The 15,522-nt window shown below is 56.5% G+C and carries 11 protein-coding genes and 2 tRNA genes; 2 read left to right on the top strand and 11 right to left on the bottom strand.

The genetic code is table 11. The features are described 5' to 3' along the window. Positions 1-173: 173 nt before the first annotated feature. The 5 genes from MCG44_RS05820 to MCG44_RS05800 all read right to left on the bottom strand — a co-directional run bounded on the left by MCG44_RS05820 (position 174) and on the right by MCG44_RS05800 (position 6,995). Positions 174-1,712 (bottom strand): amidohydrolase family protein, encoded by a 1,539-nt coding sequence (locus tag MCG44_RS05820; RefSeq protein WP_147572098.1) that lies wholly within the window; start codon positions 1,710-1,712, stop codon positions 174-176. 272 nt (positions 1,713-1,984) lie between these two features. Next, positions 1,985-3,475: a UDP-glucose--hexose-1-phosphate uridylyltransferase gene (galT, locus tag MCG44_RS05815; RefSeq protein ID WP_240287242.1), complete on the bottom strand. Its 1,491-nt coding sequence runs from the start codon at positions 3,473-3,475 to the stop codon at positions 1,985-1,987. A 36-nt stretch (positions 3,476-3,511) separates the two neighbouring features. Beyond that, positions 3,512-4,501, bottom strand: a complete 990-nt coding sequence (gene galE, locus MCG44_RS05810) for a UDP-glucose 4-epimerase GalE (RefSeq protein ID WP_186852046.1) — start codon at positions 4,499-4,501, stop codon at positions 3,512-3,514. Between the two features lie 26 nt (positions 4,502-4,527). Continuing rightward, positions 4,528-5,829 carry a galactokinase gene (locus MCG44_RS05805; RefSeq protein ID WP_240287240.1) on the bottom strand — a complete coding sequence of 434 codons (1,302 nt, stop codon included), beginning with the start codon at positions 5,827-5,829 and terminating at the stop codon, positions 4,528-4,530. Between the two features lie 131 nt (positions 5,830-5,960). After that, positions 5,961-6,995, bottom strand: a complete 1,035-nt coding sequence (locus tag MCG44_RS05800) for a LacI family DNA-binding transcriptional regulator (protein ID WP_240287238.1) — start codon at positions 6,993-6,995, stop codon at positions 5,961-5,963. 157 nt (positions 6,996-7,152) lie between these two features. Between MCG44_RS05800 and MCG44_RS05795 the strand changes: the two genes are divergently transcribed. Continuing rightward, positions 7,153-8,202, top strand: coding sequence for an aldose epimerase family protein (locus tag MCG44_RS05795; protein WP_147572093.1), 1,050 nt, complete (start codon positions 7,153-7,155; stop codon positions 8,200-8,202). Positions 8,203-8,316: 114 nt separating this feature from the next. Here MCG44_RS05795 and MCG44_RS05790 read toward each other — a convergent pair whose 3' ends face one another. The 6 genes from MCG44_RS05790 to leuS all read right to left on the bottom strand — a co-directional run bounded on the left by MCG44_RS05790 (position 8,317) and on the right by leuS (position 13,689). Next, complete coding sequence (locus MCG44_RS05790) at positions 8,317-9,075, bottom strand: creatininase family protein (protein ID WP_186852042.1); 759 nt, start codon at positions 9,073-9,075, stop codon at positions 8,317-8,319. A 39-nt stretch (positions 9,076-9,114) separates the two neighbouring features. Then, positions 9,115-10,041, bottom strand: coding sequence for a nucleotidyltransferase family protein (locus MCG44_RS05785; protein WP_240287236.1), 927 nt, complete (start codon positions 10,039-10,041; stop codon positions 9,115-9,117). Positions 10,042-10,471: 430 nt separating this feature from the next. Then, a tRNA-Ala gene (locus MCG44_RS05780) sits at positions 10,472-10,547 on the bottom strand. Between the two features lie 42 nt (positions 10,548-10,589). Beyond that, positions 10,590-10,665, bottom strand: a tRNA-Ala gene (locus tag MCG44_RS05775). 265 nt (positions 10,666-10,930) lie between these two features. Continuing rightward, the gene (rpsU, locus tag MCG44_RS05770) at positions 10,931-11,113 is read right to left on the bottom strand and encodes a 30S ribosomal protein S21 (RefSeq protein WP_023348912.1); all 183 of its coding nucleotides are present in this window, start codon (positions 11,111-11,113) and stop codon (positions 10,931-10,933) included. A 152-nt stretch (positions 11,114-11,265) separates the two neighbouring features. Next, positions 11,266-13,689, bottom strand: a complete 2,424-nt coding sequence (gene leuS, locus MCG44_RS05765) for a leucine--tRNA ligase (RefSeq protein WP_186852040.1) — start codon at positions 13,687-13,689, stop codon at positions 11,266-11,268. 238 nt (positions 13,690-13,927) lie between these two features. Here leuS and MCG44_RS05760 point away from each other — a divergent pair, with 238 nt between their 5' ends. Beyond that, on the top strand, positions 13,928-15,469 hold the full coding sequence (locus MCG44_RS05760) for a copper amine oxidase N-terminal domain-containing protein (protein WP_240287234.1): 1,542 nt from the start codon (positions 13,928-13,930) through the stop codon (positions 15,467-15,469). Positions 15,470-15,522: the final 53 nt, after the last annotated feature.

Below are 15,522 nucleotides of genomic sequence, written 5' to 3'. Positions count from 1 at the left end.
TACTGCCTCATGACAGATATCGCAGGATATTGTGCTCTATTTTCAATAGAGCACAAGTCAGGGGCCCCTGACTTGTGCTCTATTTTCAATAGAGCACAAGTCAGGGGCCCCTGACTTGTTTTGCGGTTGTTTTACCGGTTCCTCCTAAACACAGGATCGTTTCCTCGTAGCAGTCAATTCCGGCTGTTGAAGTGATAAAATGGATCTAGCTCCACATTCTCCAGCCAGCTGTTGTACCAAGCCTGGTAATAGGGCCTAATACGCTCCAAAAAGGCCTCCCGGTCCAACTGGGCCTGAGTGCGTCCATGGCTCACCTGCTCCCGCACCTCCTGATAGAGGGCCTCCAGATCAATCTTCAGCAGCTTGCGGTGCTCCATAATCTTCTCTCCGCCTACGATCACCGTATCCGTATAGCGCCCCAGTCCGCGGCGCAGCACTACCTCTCCCATATCGAAGCCAGGCAGCATACAGGGCGCATTCAGAATCTCCTGAGTATTCACAAGAATCATATCTGCCTTCATACCTGGACGCAGGGCCCCGATCTCTCCGGCAAAGCCAGTGGGCCTAGCCCCGTTCACCGTGGCCAGCCGCAGGACCTCATAAGGGCTCAATGCCGGACACTCTGTGAGGGAAATACCAGCGTGTCGGTGGAGGAAATAGATCATCCTCATCTCCATGAAGGGGTCTTCGTCATCGTTGATCCCCTTCTCATCCATCCCCATGGCCACATTCATCCCGGCCTTCAGCATATAATAGACCGGCGCGATTCCATCCCGCATGATCAAATTACAGCTGGCGTGGTGGGTGACAAAGGCGTCTTTTTCCGCCAACAGAGCAATATCCTCTTCACTCAGGTAGACAGCGTGGCCCAGCACCAGGTTGGAGTCCACCAGTCCCAGATCATCTAGATGCCCTACCAGTGATTTTCCATATTTGCGCAGGCCAAAGGCCTTTTGGACCGGGGTCTGCAAACAGTGGAGGTGGATGGGTATCTTATGAAGCTGGTCTGCCCGCTCCTTTACACGCCTTAAGAACTCATCCGTAGACCCCTGGACCCAATTTGGCCCAAAAAAGATCCGGGTCTTTGCGCTATTATACTTCGAATATAGATCCTCAAAGGCCTCCATATACTCATCGACCGCCCGCTCCTGATCGATATATACCATGGGCTCGGCCTCTTGCCGCAGGTCGGGCGGCAGTGTCTTTAGAAATTCCCGGTCGTCGTAGGCTAGCACGTTCTTATTTCGCACACCGGGGGAAAAACCCAGTCGGATACCAGTCGTTTGATACCCTTCTATCTTTCTGGCACACGTCTCTTTCAGATGAGGGTCCAGCGCCGCCCCACTCTCGTTATGGTGCAGGGTTGTGCAGCCATTTTGGATATGACGCACCGCGTTGAGCATAGCCGTGGTTTCAGGCTGGAGCTGAAAGGCTGTGGCAAATTTCAAAAGGGCGTTCTCCAGGTAGTCCAGCGTGACGCCCCTCTGTACATAGGACAGGCCGGCGCCATGGGTATGGGCGTCAATCAGACCCGGCATGAGGATCTGGGTGCCGTCCCCAGCTACATCCTCCTGAGGATACCTCCGGTGCAGGTCTTCATAAGGGCCAATCTCCCGAATCGTATCCTGACAAATTAGGACAGCGGCATCCTCTTGAAATACAGATTTGCCGTTTGCTCCATCCGTAAGGACATATTTTCCTCTTACCAGCATAACAGCTCCTCCTGTCCTTTGAAAATTCATAATATCGGAACATATTTCATGTATATGTCTATAATAGCCATTTTTTATAAATTTGTCAATGGATTTTAAGTTAGATTTTCTTTTAAACACCAATAATTTCCATTTAGGAGGCTTTAAGTTTCAAAATTGTGAACAGGAGTGAAGTGCAAATTAGAGATATAGCAGCTTGGGCGCCAGGATATCTAAAAATAAAAACAGGGCCCACAGCTATCTCTGCTGTGGGCCCATATCGATTCATTTGTTCAGATGGTCTTCAGGAATCTTAAGAAAGCCTCTCTGCCCTCGTTGGACCGCTTATACACTCCGGCATGCTCCAGTACCTGGGCAAAGACCAGTCCGGTCTCCCTCTGGACAATGTCCAGGGCATTTTCCCGTGTGATAGTATATTTTGTCTGGAATCTCTCCGCCCAATCCGCGTGCTTTTCTGTCAGTGCGCTGGCCCGCAGATCCGAGCCGGAGACCAGGCTGTCGGCTACGGCCGCAAGCTCCTCCTTCAGCCGGGCGGGAAGGACTGCCAGCCCCATTACCTCGATCAGGCCGATATTCTCCTTCTTGATGTGGTGGAGCTCGGCGTGGGGGTGATACAGCCCCAGGGGATGTTCCTCTGTAGTCAGATTGTTCCGCAGCACCAGATCCAGCTCATATTTCCCGTCCCGCATCCTGGCGATAGGCGTAATCGTATTGTGGGGAACACCCTCCGTCTCGGCCAAAATAGCGGCCGCCTCGTCGGTATATCCCCGCCAAGCTGCGAGTATCCTGTCCGCCAGCTCCACCAGACGTCCGCTGTCCTGACAGGCAAGACGAACCACGGACATGGGCCATTTGACGATGCCGGCCTTCACATCCTCAAAACCCGGGAAGGCGAAGGGCGTTTCCACGGGTGCCTTCTCCATAGCAAAGGTATAGCGCCCACCCTGGAAGTGGTCATGCGCCAGGATAGAGCCGCCCACAATGGGCAGGTCGGCGTTGGAGCCCACGAAGTAGTGGGGGAACTGCCGGACGAAGTCCAGCAGCTTTCCAAAGCAGGCCCTATCGATCTTCATGGGTGTGTGGACGCTGTTCAGGCAGATGCAGTGCTCATTGTAGTACACATAGGGGGAGTACTGCAAAAACCAAGGAGAATCATTAATGGTGATGGGAATGATGCGGTGGTTCTGCCGGGCCGGATGGTTCACCCGGCCAGCATAGCCCTCGTTTTCGGCGCATAGCTGACAGCGGGGATAGTTGGAAGCGGGCAGATCCCGGGCAGCCGCGATGGCCTTTGGGTCCTTCTCCGGCTTGGACAGGTTAATGGTGATGTCCAGCTGGCCGTATTCTGTGTCCGTCTTCCACTGCATATCCTTCGCGATGCGGTCCCGCCGGATATAGTTGGTGTCCTGACTCAGCTCGTAATACCAGTCAGTGGCCTTTTGGGGAGCCTCACGGTACAGCGCCTGGAACTTGCTGATGACCTGAGAAGGCCGGGGGGTGAGCCGCCCCATAAGCTCAGTGTCAAACAGATCCCGGTAGACAACAGAGTTCTCTGTCAGTACGCCCCTGGCGTAGGCGTCGTCCAGCAGCTCCTCCAGCACGGGAGCCAGCTCGATTTCTCCCCACTCCTGTCCAGGGTCGGTGTAGCTGTCCAGCTTGAGCGTATCCAAAATCGTGTTTACCGCCCAGAGGTACTCGCTCTCTTCGATCAGCCCAGTGCGCAGGGCATAGACAGCCAGTTTGGAAACAGCGGCGTCGATCATGTTCCTCACCTCATACTCTATTTTCTGTGGTGCTCCTCAGCCCTGATAGCCGTTGGGATGATTTTTATGCCAAGTCCAGGCGGAGGACACGATGGTGTCCAGCTCCGCGTACTGGGGCTTCCAGCCCAGGACAGTCTTGGCCTTCTCCGAAGACGCCACAAGCTGGGCCGGGTCGCCCGCCCGCCGGGGGCAGATCTCGGCTGGGATGGGGTGGCCGGTCACTTTACGGGTCACATCGATGACCTCCTTGACGGTAAAGCCCACTCCGTTTCCCAGGTTGAACACGTTGTTCTCTCCACCGGCCAGCAGATAATCCAGCGCCAGGATATGTGCCTGGGCAAGATCAGTGACATGGATATAGTCCCGTACGCAGGTCCCGTCCCGGGTGGGGTAGTCATCGCCAAAGACAGAAATCTTCTCCCGCTCCCCGTTGGGCACCTGGAGAATCAGGGGGATGAGGTGTGTCTCAGGGTCGTGGGCTTCGCCGATGGCTCCGGAGGGATGGGCACCGCAGGCGTTGAAGTACCGCAGGGCCACATACCTCAGGCCGTGGGCCCGGCTGGTCCAGGACATCATGCGCTCCATGGCCAGCTTGGTCTCACCGTAGCAGTTGGTGGGTTCGGTCCGGTCGCTCTCCAGGATGGGCACCCGCTCCGGCTCACCATAGGTGGCGGCGGTGGAGGAAAAGACGATCTTATCCACCCCATGGGCCACCATGGACTGGAGCAGGACGGTGGTGCCCCAGAGGTTGTTGTCATAATACTTCAGCGGGTCCACCATGGACTCCCCAACCTGGGAGGAGGCGGCGAAGTGAATAACTCCCTCAATGGTCTCCTTCTCAAAAAGAGCGTCCACGGCCTTCCGGTCCCGGATGTCCAGCTCATAGAACCGGGCCTTGGGGTGTACGGCGGCCCGGAAGCCGGTGAGCAGGTTGTCCGCCACCACCACGTCCCGGCCAGCGTCGATCAGCTCATACACAGTGTGGGAGCCGATATAGCCAGCTCCACCCAGTACTAAAATCGCCATAATATAAAGACCTGCCTTTCTTAAATTCAACCAATCACCACAGTTCCGCCCTGGGGACGGATGTGGAGGATGTGACACTTGCCGCGGCCCAGCAGGGCCTCCATACCAGACCGGAAGGCCTCCAGCCTGTCGTTGGGGACGAAGGCCTGGATGGTGCCGGCAAAGCCTCCGCCATGGACCCGGATGGCTCCAGTGCCCTCCAGCAGTTCTTGACCGGCAGCCAGGGCCAGAGGGATGGCCTGCTGACTCGGATCTGATATAGACCAGGTATTCTGCAGATGGACTGCCGAGGAGAGGCCGGAGGCGTTGACCAGCTCCAGGAACCTGGCGAAATCTCCCCGCTCCAGGGCCTCGCCCTCCTGGACTGCCCTACGGTCATCCTCGTAGTAATGGATGGCCCGGAGGACTGCCCGGTCCCCACAGCGGACCCGCAGGGAGGGGATAGCGGCGCGGAAGTCGGCCTCAGGGACCTCCCGCAGGAACCGCTTGTTGAAGTGGGCCGCCACGGCGCCCATCTCCCGCGTAATGTCAGCGTAGTCATCGGTCAGGTCGCCATGACTGGAGCCGGTGTCCACGATGCACAGGGCGTGGCCGGACCGGGTAAAGTCATATTCCACCTTCTTGACTAACGGAGCGGACGGATTGGCAAAGTCGATGGCCACGGCCCCGCCCACCGAGGAGCCCATCTGGTCCATCAGGCCGCAGGGCTTGCCAAAATACACGTTCTCCGCGTACTGGCCAATCTTGGCAATCTGAATGGGGTCCAGCGCCCCACCGCAGCAAAAGTGGTTCAGGATATTGCCCACCAGCACCTCATAGGCGGCGGAGGAGGACAGTCCAGATCCGGACAGCACATTTGAGGTCACATAGGCGTCAAAGCCGGACATCGGGTAACCCAACTCCGCAGCCTTGGCAGCCACCCCTCGGACCAGGGCCGCGGAGGTATTCCGTTCCCGCTCCCTGGGCAGCAGGCTGCTCAACTCCACCTCCAGGGTGGGATAGCCCTGGGAGTGAATACGGATGACCTCCTTCCCGTTGGGGGCGGCACAGGCCAACATATCCAAGTCCACACTGCCGCACAGCACATGGCCGTGCTGGTGGTCGGTATGGTTGCCGCCGATCTCGGTGCGGCCGGGGCCGCTGAACAGAGCCACCGAAGCATGTTCCTCAGGGGTAAAAATCTCCGCAAAGGAACGGACCACCTGGGCGGCCCGTTCCTGGGCCCTGTCCAGACTTGCCTGTGTCCCATCCAGGGCGTAGAGGGCGGCCAGCACCTCGTCGTGGGTGCCGGCGGTCAGTTCTTGGAGCAGCTTGGCACAGCTGTTCATCGAGAGGTCACCTCATTCTCTTTTTTGATAGGTCAAGTATATTAAATTTTTACTAAAAATTCAACCACAATTTTTTCCATTAAAAAACTTTGGAACAGTATACAGAAATAAGGGCCTTTTTCTAGTGGTTTTCACAGTCGTCTGACTGGTCCGGTGCTCTCCCGCACAGTTAGAGTGGGCGGCACAACCAGCTTCAGCGGCAGGGTGCGGATGGGCTCCCTCCCTCCGATGGACGCCCTCTCCCCCAGCAGGCGCAGGGCCGCTCGTGCCATCTCCTCCACATGGGTGGACACAGAGGTGAGGGGCGGGTCCACAAGGGCAGAACGGGGCGTATCATTGAAGGACACAACCGACAGGTCGCCTGGAACAGACAGACCGGCCTCCCGCAAAGCCAGGAGGGCGCCCACAGCGCCCTCCTCGTTGGCGCATAAGAACGCGGTAGGGAGGGCCGCTCCAGAGGATAAAAGCTCCCCCACCGCCCTGGCGGCAGCCTGGGCCTCCATGGGGCAGTCCAGCATCAGGCCCAGATCCAGCAGTCCTCTCTGTTCTGTCTGCCTCTCAAACAGCTGGCGACGGACCTCCAGCGCCCGCTGGCGGCGGTCATCCAATTTATATACCGGTCCGATAAAGCCGATCCTAGTGTGGCCCAGCTCAGTCAGGTGGTCCAGGGCCAGGGATATCCCTAGCTCATAGCCCAGCACTACCGAATCAAACCGGCTCTCAAAGGGAGATGAGTCCAAAAAAACCAGATTGGGGGACAGGGCCGCCAGAGAGTCGATTTGTGCTGGGGTAAACAGGCCGATGGCCACAACACCGTCCAGTTTTTCCTCCGGAGCCAAAAATCCCTCTCCCCTGCTCTCCAACGGAATGCAGGTATATTTCCTATCCAGGCAATTCTGGCGGAGGAAATTACTAAGATAGAGGTAATAAGGGTCGTCCAGCTGTTGGACCGGGGTGAGCATCTCCGCCACTCCAACCCGGAGCAACCCCTTCGGGCTCCTTCCCCGGCGGCTTCGGGTCGCGGTGTAGTTTAGCCGTCCCGCCTCCTCCAGCACCTTTCTTCTGGCCTCAGCTGTAACGGACAAGGAGGGGTCCCCCGACAGGATCCGGGAGATGGTAGCCGGAGAATAGCCCGTCCGGTCGGCAAGTTCTTTCAGGGTCGCCATAGCAGTCCTCCACAAAATTTTACTAAAAATAAAATAGCACATTCGGAAAATTTTATCAAGACTCACAGCCCCTTTTCTTTGCCTTTTTCCTAAAACTCTGCTACACTGGTGTCACATCTAACCTATAAAGGTCACAGTATCAAAAGGGGGCCTATCTATGACCACTGCCAGCCGTCAGCCCTTTGGCACCACCCACCACGGACAGCCGGTGGAGTTGCTCACGCTGGACAACGGCACTCTGTCCTGTCAGATCATTACCTTTGGCGCCGCCTTACGTGCCCTCTGGGTACCGGACCGGACCGGAAGGCCTGTGGACGTGGTCCTGGGGTACGAGACTCTCAAGGAGTATCAGGACCAGGACGGCTATCTGGGGGCGGTCGTGGGCCGTTTTGCCAACCGCATCGCTGGAGGCAGGTTTTCCCTGAATGGCCGGGAATATACCCTGGCAGTCAACAATGGCCCCAACCACCTGCATGGCGGTATCCGGGGTTTCTCCTATAAGGTATGGACTGTGGAGGAGCTGACCGGAAGCCGTGCGGTTCTGTCCCTGTCCAGCCCGGACGGCGAGGAGGGCTATCCCGGTTCTCTGGAAGTCCGGGTCACCTACCAACTGGACCGCTCTACCCTATCCATCCACTATCAGGCCTGCAGTGACCAAGACACCCCCTGTAATCTGACCAACCACAGCTATTTCAACCTGGATGGCCAGGGCTCTGGCCCGGTATTGAACCAGGAAATCCGACTCTACGCCGGGTCCTATACTCCCGCTGACCAGACCAGTATCCCCTTTGGCTCTATTCAGCCGGTGGAGGGCACCCCGATGGACCTACGCTCCCCTACCCCCATTGGAGCCCACATTGAGGACCCCTTCCAGCAGTTGGAGTGGGGCAGCGGCTATGACCATAACTATGTGGTGGATGGACCTTTCGGGCTGCTCCGCCCCGCTGCCTGGGCCCGTTCGGCGGCCAGCGGCATCGCCCTCCAAGTGGATACCACCCTGCCGGGTCTCCAGTTCTACACCGCTAATTTCCTGGAAGCGGGCCGCCGTGGGAAAGAGGGGGCGGTGTACGCCCCCCGTCACGCCTTCTGTCTGGAGACCCAGTTTTTCCCCGACTCCCCCAACCAGCCCGCCTTTCCCTCCGCCATTTTGCGGGCCGGAGAGCACTATGACCATATCACCCGCTTCTGCTTCTCCACAGAAGATTGATAGGATTAGAAAGCCGCCTACGCTCACTGCATAGGCGGCTTTTTCTTCTTTTTGATTGAAATCTCAGGTTCGGAAACCGTTTTCCAAAATTCGGATTGGGTCTCCCTCTCCTTCCTAGTCAAAATAGTCCAGAAATCTGGCCAGTTCCTCCGTCACTGACTCAAAAAAGGCTTTGCCCTTCTGGGCTGTAGCCAGCTGCGGCTGGCCAATATGCCCCTCTCGGTTGTCTTCATCAAAACGATGGAATCTCTGATATGCCTTGCTGCCCAAGAGGTCCTTTTGAAACCAGGGGCGCTCGGCCACAGGTCCACAGGGGACGATTTTCTCCTCCTGGACCAGGTCAGGGCGAAGATACATCATCATAGACGTCTCAAATTCGCCCGCATGGCCCATGCCCCCCAGCTCCGATTCCCGAATGGCGCTGATTCGCTCGCGCGCCACATCCCAATACTGCAGTTCCCGTAGCTGAAACTCCGTCCCGTGCTTCTCACCTATCTCATTGACAGCGGCGGACAGATAGACCTGATTTCCCCCGTGGGAGTTCACTAAGAACATCTGGGAAAAACCATTCGCTATCACGTTCTCACAGATAGAAACCGCATACTCCTTCAGCAGATGCTGAGGCATTGTCACATAGCCGGGGGCAAAGCGGTGGTGCGGGGAGTATCCAAAGCATACTTGGGGCAGGAGCAGGACCGGTCTATGGCACAGCTCCGCAGCCCGTTCGGTCACAGCTGCCCCCAGAAAGGCATCTGTCCCCACGGGCAGATGGAGCGAGTGCTGCTCTGTAGACGCGAAGTTTATCATTACTGCCGCCTGATCCCGATAAGCCCCCAGATCCGGGTAGGAGAGTTCAGTCCATCGAATCAACATAGTATCCCTCCTTTCTCTATCTGGCAAGGCCTTCCCGGCTCACCTTTCCCACAGCGACTCGGGGTAAAGCCCCTCGGCCGTCATCCTGGCGACCGCAGCTACCACAGCCGGCTTATCCGCCTGGTAGGTCACGCCATACCACCTGTCCTCAGAGCGCAGTACCTTCACCCTGGCTTTACCCTCCTCCAGCAGTTGGGTAACTACACTGGGCAAGAAATACTCCCCCTTTTGGGGCTCCTCCGCCAGTGCCCGGTCTAGAAAGGCGGGGAAGCGGGCCTCGGCCTCCCGAAGGAAGCTCTGGCTGAAGCCCCAGAGGTTCATGGACACGATGGCGTCTCCAGGCAGATGGGTCCAGGTCTGTCCTCCATCCTCAGTAAAGCGGGCGTCTGTCCCCTCTTTTTCGATATGGGTGCGCTCCGTAACGCGGATCAGATAGTTGTCCTGGTCCTCCTCACACACCCCACGGGCCACATGGCCGTGCTCCGTGACTGTGTTGCCCAAGCGGTAGCCCACCATGGCGTATTCATAGCGGCCGGGCTGGTCCGGATTGCGCTCCAGATAGTCGTAGATGGCCTGAAAGCCCTCTGGGCCGTAGTAGTCATCGGCGTTAACCACCGCGAAAGGGCCGTCAATCAGGTTGCGTGCCGCCAGAATGGCGTGGGCAGTGCCCCAGGGCTTTATCCGGCCTTCCGGAACAGAGTAGCCCTTTGGTATGTCATCCAGCTGCTGATAGGCGTATTTCACATCGATGACCCTGGACAGCCGGTTGCCGATGGCTGTTTTAAAGGTGTCCTCGATTTCGTGCTTGATCACAAAAATAACTGTCTCAAAGCCTGCCCGCCGGGCATCATAGATGGAGTAGTCGATGATGAGCTGGCCATGGCTTCCAACAGGATCCACCTGCTTCAGGCCGCCGTATCGGCTGCCCATACCGGCGGCCATGACCACCAAAACGGGTCTGTTCATTTTATATGCCTCCTGTGTCTTTCATAGATCGGATCGGGGCCCTATGTAAAGTTGCCCCACCCCTAGACTTTTACAGTCAAAAGAGGATCATCACTTACTTTACACGATAGAATTTTTAAGTCAAGCCTTTTCCCGTAAAAATCAGAGAATATAGGCAGGCACAGAGCGAACTCGGCCAGCACGAATATGGCGAATTAAGCCTCTATCTGACCATCTGTAGTCCTCATTGGCTGCTCTTGGAAGCAGGTGTTGACTGTACGCTTTTGTAGAAATAGCGGGCAACGATCCCAGATGAAATATCGAGCCGCATTGGTAGGCATCTGGAGCGGGTGTTCCAATGAAACAGAACTGTTTGTCGGGGAAAGTTCCCTATAAAACAAAAATCCATTTCCTTTCGGAAACGGATTTTTGAAAGCAGCTCTCCTTGAGATGGTGGAGATAAGCGGGATCGAACCGCTGACCTCTTGAATGCCATTCAAGCGCTCTCCCAGCTGAGCTATACCCCCGTATAGAGGAGAACTGCTTGTCTACCAATATTGAGTTGTAAGTGGTGGAGATAAGCGGGATCGAACCGCTGACCTCTTGAATGCCATTCAAGCGCTCTCCCAGCTGAGCTATACCCCCAAATAAAAGCCTTACAGGTCAGGTGTCCCTGTTCAGCGCAAGTGATATCTTACCAGAAAGGCGTTGGTTTGTCAACGCAAAATTCAAACTTTTTTCAACTTTTTTGTCTGTCCTAGTCCAGATGTCCTGTCCCACATCAGATGGAGAGAGTCACATACCCTTCCATATTCCCACACCGCTCTGAATCATGATTCCCCCGGCACAGACGGGAGTTTTCGGGTTGCAATAAAAACCGCCGCAGTAAATACTGCGGCGGTTTAACTGCTTAATAGAACTTCTTGCGATTCTTACGGGCGGCCTCAGACTTCTTGCGGCGCTTGACGCTGGGGCTCTCGTAGTGCTCGCGCTTACGAACCTCGGCCAGCACGCCAGACTTGGCACAGCTACGCTTAAAGCGCTTCAGGGCGCTCTCCAGAGATTCATTCTCTCTCACACGGACTTCCGACATTTATATTTCCCTCCCTCCGGCGCGGCGGGGCGTCCCCTGCTCGCGTAAGGGCCATTTTTATGGCTTTAACAGTAGTATTATATTCGTTCCACGGCCAGATGTCAAGGGCCAATTATGAACGGGCTGTAAACCTTTTGACCATAGCAGGATGGTCAAGCCTGGGGCTTAAAAATCAGACTAACCAATTTGCCCTTGACCACAATACTCTTTACCAAAGTCATACCCTCGGCCAGCTTGACAATCTTAGGTTCAGCCAGGGCGGCCGCCACAATGTCCTCGTCAGAGGCGTCGGCGGACACTACGATGTTGGCCTTCACCTTTCCGCTGACCTGGACGGCCATTTGAACGGTGGCGGTGACGGTCTTGCTTTCGTCATACACGGGCCATGGCTGGAGACATACCTGGCCCCCGTAGCCCGCCATCTCCCACAGCTCCTCGCACATATGTGGGGCGAAGGGGGACAGCATCAGCAGCAGTGCCTTCATGTCGCCCCGGCTGGCACCGTTGGCGTAAAAGTCGTTGACCAGGGACATGAGAGCCGCGATAGCGGTATTGAACTTCATGGCCTCGATGTCCTCGGACACCTTCTTGATCGCCTTGTGGACCGCCAGCTCGTTGGCCTGGGAATACGCATCTCCCACATGCTCCTGCTCGGTAGCCAGGTTCCACACCCGGTCCAGGAAACGCTTGCACCCCTTCACCGCATTGGCGGACCAAGCGGCGGCCTTCTCGAAGTCGCCGATGAACATGATATAGGTACGCATGGTGTCAGCGCCGTACATATCAATGATGTCGTTGGGATTGACCACGTTGCCCCGGGACTTGGACATTTTCTCGCCCCCCTCGCCCAAAATCATGCCGTGGGAGGTGCGCTTCTGATAGGGCTCCTTGGTGGGCACAACGCCGATGTCATAGAGGAACTTGTGCCAAAAGCGGCTGTACAGCAGGTGGAGAGTGGTGTGCTCCATACCGCCGTTGTACCAGTCCACCGGGGACCAGTAGTCCAGTGCCTCCTTGGAGGCTAATGCCTTATCGTTGTGGGGGTCCATATACCGCAGGAAGTACCAACTGGAACCCGCCCACTGGGGCATGGTATCGGTCTCCCGTTTGGCGGGGCCGCCGCAGCAGGGACAGGTAGTGTTCACCCAGTCGGTCATCTTGCTGATGGGGCTTTCGCCGTCGTCGGTAGGCTCATAGCTCTCCACTTCGGGCAGGAGCAGAGGCAGCTGGTCTTCTGGGATGGGCTGCCAGCCGCACTTGTCACACCAAACCATGGGGATGGGCTCGCCCCAGTACCGCTGGCGGGAGAACACCCAGTCCCGCAGCTTGTAGTTCACCTGGGCATGGCCGATGCCCTTGTCCTCCAGCCACTTGGTGATAACAGGGATGGCGTCCTTCACAGTCAGGCCGTTGAGGAAGTCGGAGTTGACCAAGATGCCGGTCTCATCCTTGGCGGTAAAGGCGGCCTTCTGCACGTCCTCGCCGCCGGACACCACCTCGATGATCTCACAGCCGAACTTCTTGGCAAACTCCCAGTCCCGGTCGTCGTGGGCAGGAACGGCCATGATGGCGCCGGTGCCGTAGGTGGCCAGGACGTAGTCGGAGATGAAAATGGGGATCTCCCTGCCGTTGACCGGGTTTACGCCCCGCACGCCGTCCAGCTTGACGCCAGTCTTCTCCTTGTTCAGCTCGGTGCGCTCCAGGTCGGACTTGGAAGCGGCGGCCTTCTGATAGTCCTGGACCTCCTGGGCGTTGGCCAGCAGGGGCATCCACTTCTTCACCAGCTCGTGCTCCGGCGAGAGGACCATGTAGGTGGCTCCAAACAGGGTATCCGGGCGGGTGGTATACACTACGATGTCGTCCCCGGTGGTAGCCTTAAAGGTAACCTCGGCGCCGGTGGAGCGGCCGATCCAGTTCTTCTGCTGGATCTTCACCCGCTCGATGAAGTCCAAATCGTCCAGGTCGTCGATGAGCCGCTGGGCGTAGGCGGTAATCTTCAGCATCCACTGGCTCTTCTCCTTGCGGATGACAGGCGAACCGCACCGCTCACAGACACCTTCCACCACCTCCTCGTTAGCCAGCACGCACTTGCAGGAGGTGCACCAGTTTACCGGCATAGTGGTTTTATAGGCCAGGCCGTGCTTGTAGAGCTGGAGAAAGATCCACTGGGTCCACTTATAGTAGCTGGGGTCGGTGGTGTCCACCACCCGGTCCCAATCAAAGGAGTAGCCCAACATATGCAGCTGCTTGGTGAAGTTGGCGATATTGTCCTTCGTCACCTTAGCGGGGTGAATGTGGTTCTTAATGGCGTAGTTCTCAGTCGGCAAGCCGAAGGCGTCAAAGCCGATGGGGAACAGCACGTTGTAGCCGTCCATCCGCTTTTTCCGGGCTATTACGTCCATGGCGGTGTAGGGTCGGGCATGTCCCACATGCAGCCCGTTGCCAGAGGGATAGGGGAACTCAACCAGGCCGTAGAACTTAGGCTTGGTGGTATCGCCAGTCTGGCAGGCAAAGGTCTTTTCGTCCTTCCACTTGGTCTGCCACTTTTTCTCGATCTCGGTAAAATCGTACTTCAAAGTTATCACGCTCTCCTGTATTTCTTAGCCGGGTTTTGGCCTAAAGTTAAAACGATTCCGTAATATTATATATGATAGCGCCTCTGTTTGCAAGGGTCGTGGAGAAAAAGAGCATTCATTTTTATAATTATTTTTTGATTGATTCTTTCGCTTATCATGGTATAATTTATTTTAGATAGCTGTTTGCTTTTTTCTATCGTTTGTTGCGAAAATTCACTATTTGAAAGGAGATTTAAAAATGAAAAAACTGTTTCGTCCCTTACTCTGCGCCGCGTTTTTGGCGCTAGCAGTAAGCGCCCCCGCTTTTGCCGCTGAACCTGACATTCTCCAGACGTTCCCCGACACCGTTTCCACCCGCCAGGGCGACTTCTATGTTCTGGTCAACGGGGAGTCTCTTACCTTCCCTGACGCGGTACCCAAGTTGAAGAGTGACCGCTCCTTCCTGCCCTTCGCGGCCACCTTTGAGGCACTGGGCTATACCGGCATCACATGGGACGGCTCTACTGGCACCGTCACCGCCAGCAGGGATGGACAGCGCATCAGCCTGACCATCGGAGAACCCTCCATCACCTTGTACACAGAGGAAGCGCCGGATGGGCAGAATATCCCTATGGATGTAGCCCCCTATGTGGATCCCGCCACGGACCGCACTTATGTTCCTGTCGGGCTGATCGCTGACGCCTTGGGCTACAATGTAGGCTGGGACGGCTCCAACGGTACCGTCATCATTGACGACGTGGACGCCATCCTGGCGGCCAACACAGAAACCTATGAGCTGATGGACAAATACCTAGATTACAGTCGGACCTTTGCCCAGAAGAACCAGAAGGTCGGCGGCGAATACGCCATGGACATCTCTGTTTCCACCTCCGACGGCGAGCAGGATATGGATATCCAGTTCCTTGCCGACGGAGATTATGACATGATTACCGCCGGGTCCACCGCCTTCCAGTTCGATACTCAGATGGTACTGGATTACGCCGCCTCTCTCAATGGGGTAGACGCCACGGAGCTGTTGGACAGCACCGGTGAGCTCCCCTTCCCCCTTACCATTGACTTCGCTATGCGGGGTGATATGGAACAGGGGGCCCTCTATCTCAACTGCGCCGCCCTGAACCAATTTATCCTTGGGGAGGGTGCCTCGGACGATACCTGGTACAAGCTGGATATGAAGTCCTTTTACGACCAGAGCGCCGCTCTCACCGGCTTCACTTATGCTGACCTGCTGGCTCTGTCCAACGCCAGCCTGGACGCCAGCTTTACTGAGCAGTTGGAAACCGTCCTGCGGACCGCTCCTTTGACCAGCTATCTTACCACCTCTGACTACCTGGACCTGTATAACTCCATCTGTGGCGACAGCCATTTTAAGCGGTCCGGTTCCTCCTATGTGAACCAATTTTTAGCGGAAGACGGTGTCACTGGCACCTTCACTCTGTATACCACCGGCTCCAGAGTCAACGGATACGCAATGGAGTTGACTGCCGTTGACCCCTCCTTCGGCGAGATGGAGATCGGCGTCTCCATGCGGAACAGTAAAATGGAGATGTCCATTGACCTGACTCAGTCCTCCTCTCTCCCCACTGGGGAAGATCCTTCTATCTCTACGCTGCCCGGAATTCTCTCTAGCGAGGTTTCTATGCACATGGAAATGGACGGCGCTTATCAGTCCACAAGCGCCAAGCCCAGCACCCAGCCCCCCGCGGACGCCACCGTCCTGGATATGTTCCAGCTGATGTCCCCTGACGACCAGGTGGAAGTTCCTGATGGCACTGCCGCTTAATCACTGCCCACACGCTCAACAAACAGCCCCCGGAAACCATAAGGTTTCCGGGG

Source organism: Lawsonibacter sp. OA9 (assembly GCF_022440585.1).
Note: the sequence above shows the minus strand (reverse complement) of the source record. Positions and strands in the feature narration are given on the sequence as shown.

What these genes read in the sequence shown, in the direction of transcription:
- MCG44_RS05805 (WP_240287240.1), bottom strand. Translation starts at nt 5,829, where the DNA reads ATGAACAGCTGTGCCAAGCTGCTCCAAGAACTGACCGCCGGCACCCAC.
- MCG44_RS05790 (WP_186852042.1), bottom strand. Translation starts at nt 9,075, where the DNA reads ATGTTGATTCGATGGACTGAACTCTCCTACCCGGATCTGGGGGCTTAT.
- MCG44_RS05760 (WP_240287234.1), top strand. Translation starts at nt 13,928, where the DNA reads ATGAAAAAACTGTTTCGTCCCTTACTCTGCGCCGCGTTTTTGGCGCTA.
- MCG44_RS05820 (WP_147572098.1), bottom strand. Translation starts at nt 1,712, where the DNA reads ATGCTGGTAAGAGGAAAATATGTCCTTACGGATGGAGCAAACGGCAAA.
- galT (WP_240287242.1), bottom strand. Translation starts at nt 3,475, where the DNA reads ATGATCGACGCCGCTGTTTCCAAACTGGCTGTCTATGCCCTGCGCACT.
- MCG44_RS05795 (WP_147572093.1), top strand. Translation starts at nt 7,153, where the DNA reads ATGACCACTGCCAGCCGTCAGCCCTTTGGCACCACCCACCACGGACAG.
- MCG44_RS05800 (WP_240287238.1), bottom strand. Translation starts at nt 6,995, where the DNA reads ATGGCGACCCTGAAAGAACTTGCCGACCGGACGGGCTATTCTCCGGCT.
- MCG44_RS05785 (WP_240287236.1), bottom strand. Translation starts at nt 10,041, where the DNA reads ATGAACAGACCCGTTTTGGTGGTCATGGCCGCCGGTATGGGCAGCCGA.
- rpsU (WP_023348912.1), bottom strand. Translation starts at nt 11,113, where the DNA reads ATGTCGGAAGTCCGTGTGAGAGAGAATGAATCTCTGGAGAGCGCCCTG.
- galE (WP_186852046.1), bottom strand. Translation starts at nt 4,501, where the DNA reads ATGGCGATTTTAGTACTGGGTGGAGCTGGCTATATCGGCTCCCACACT.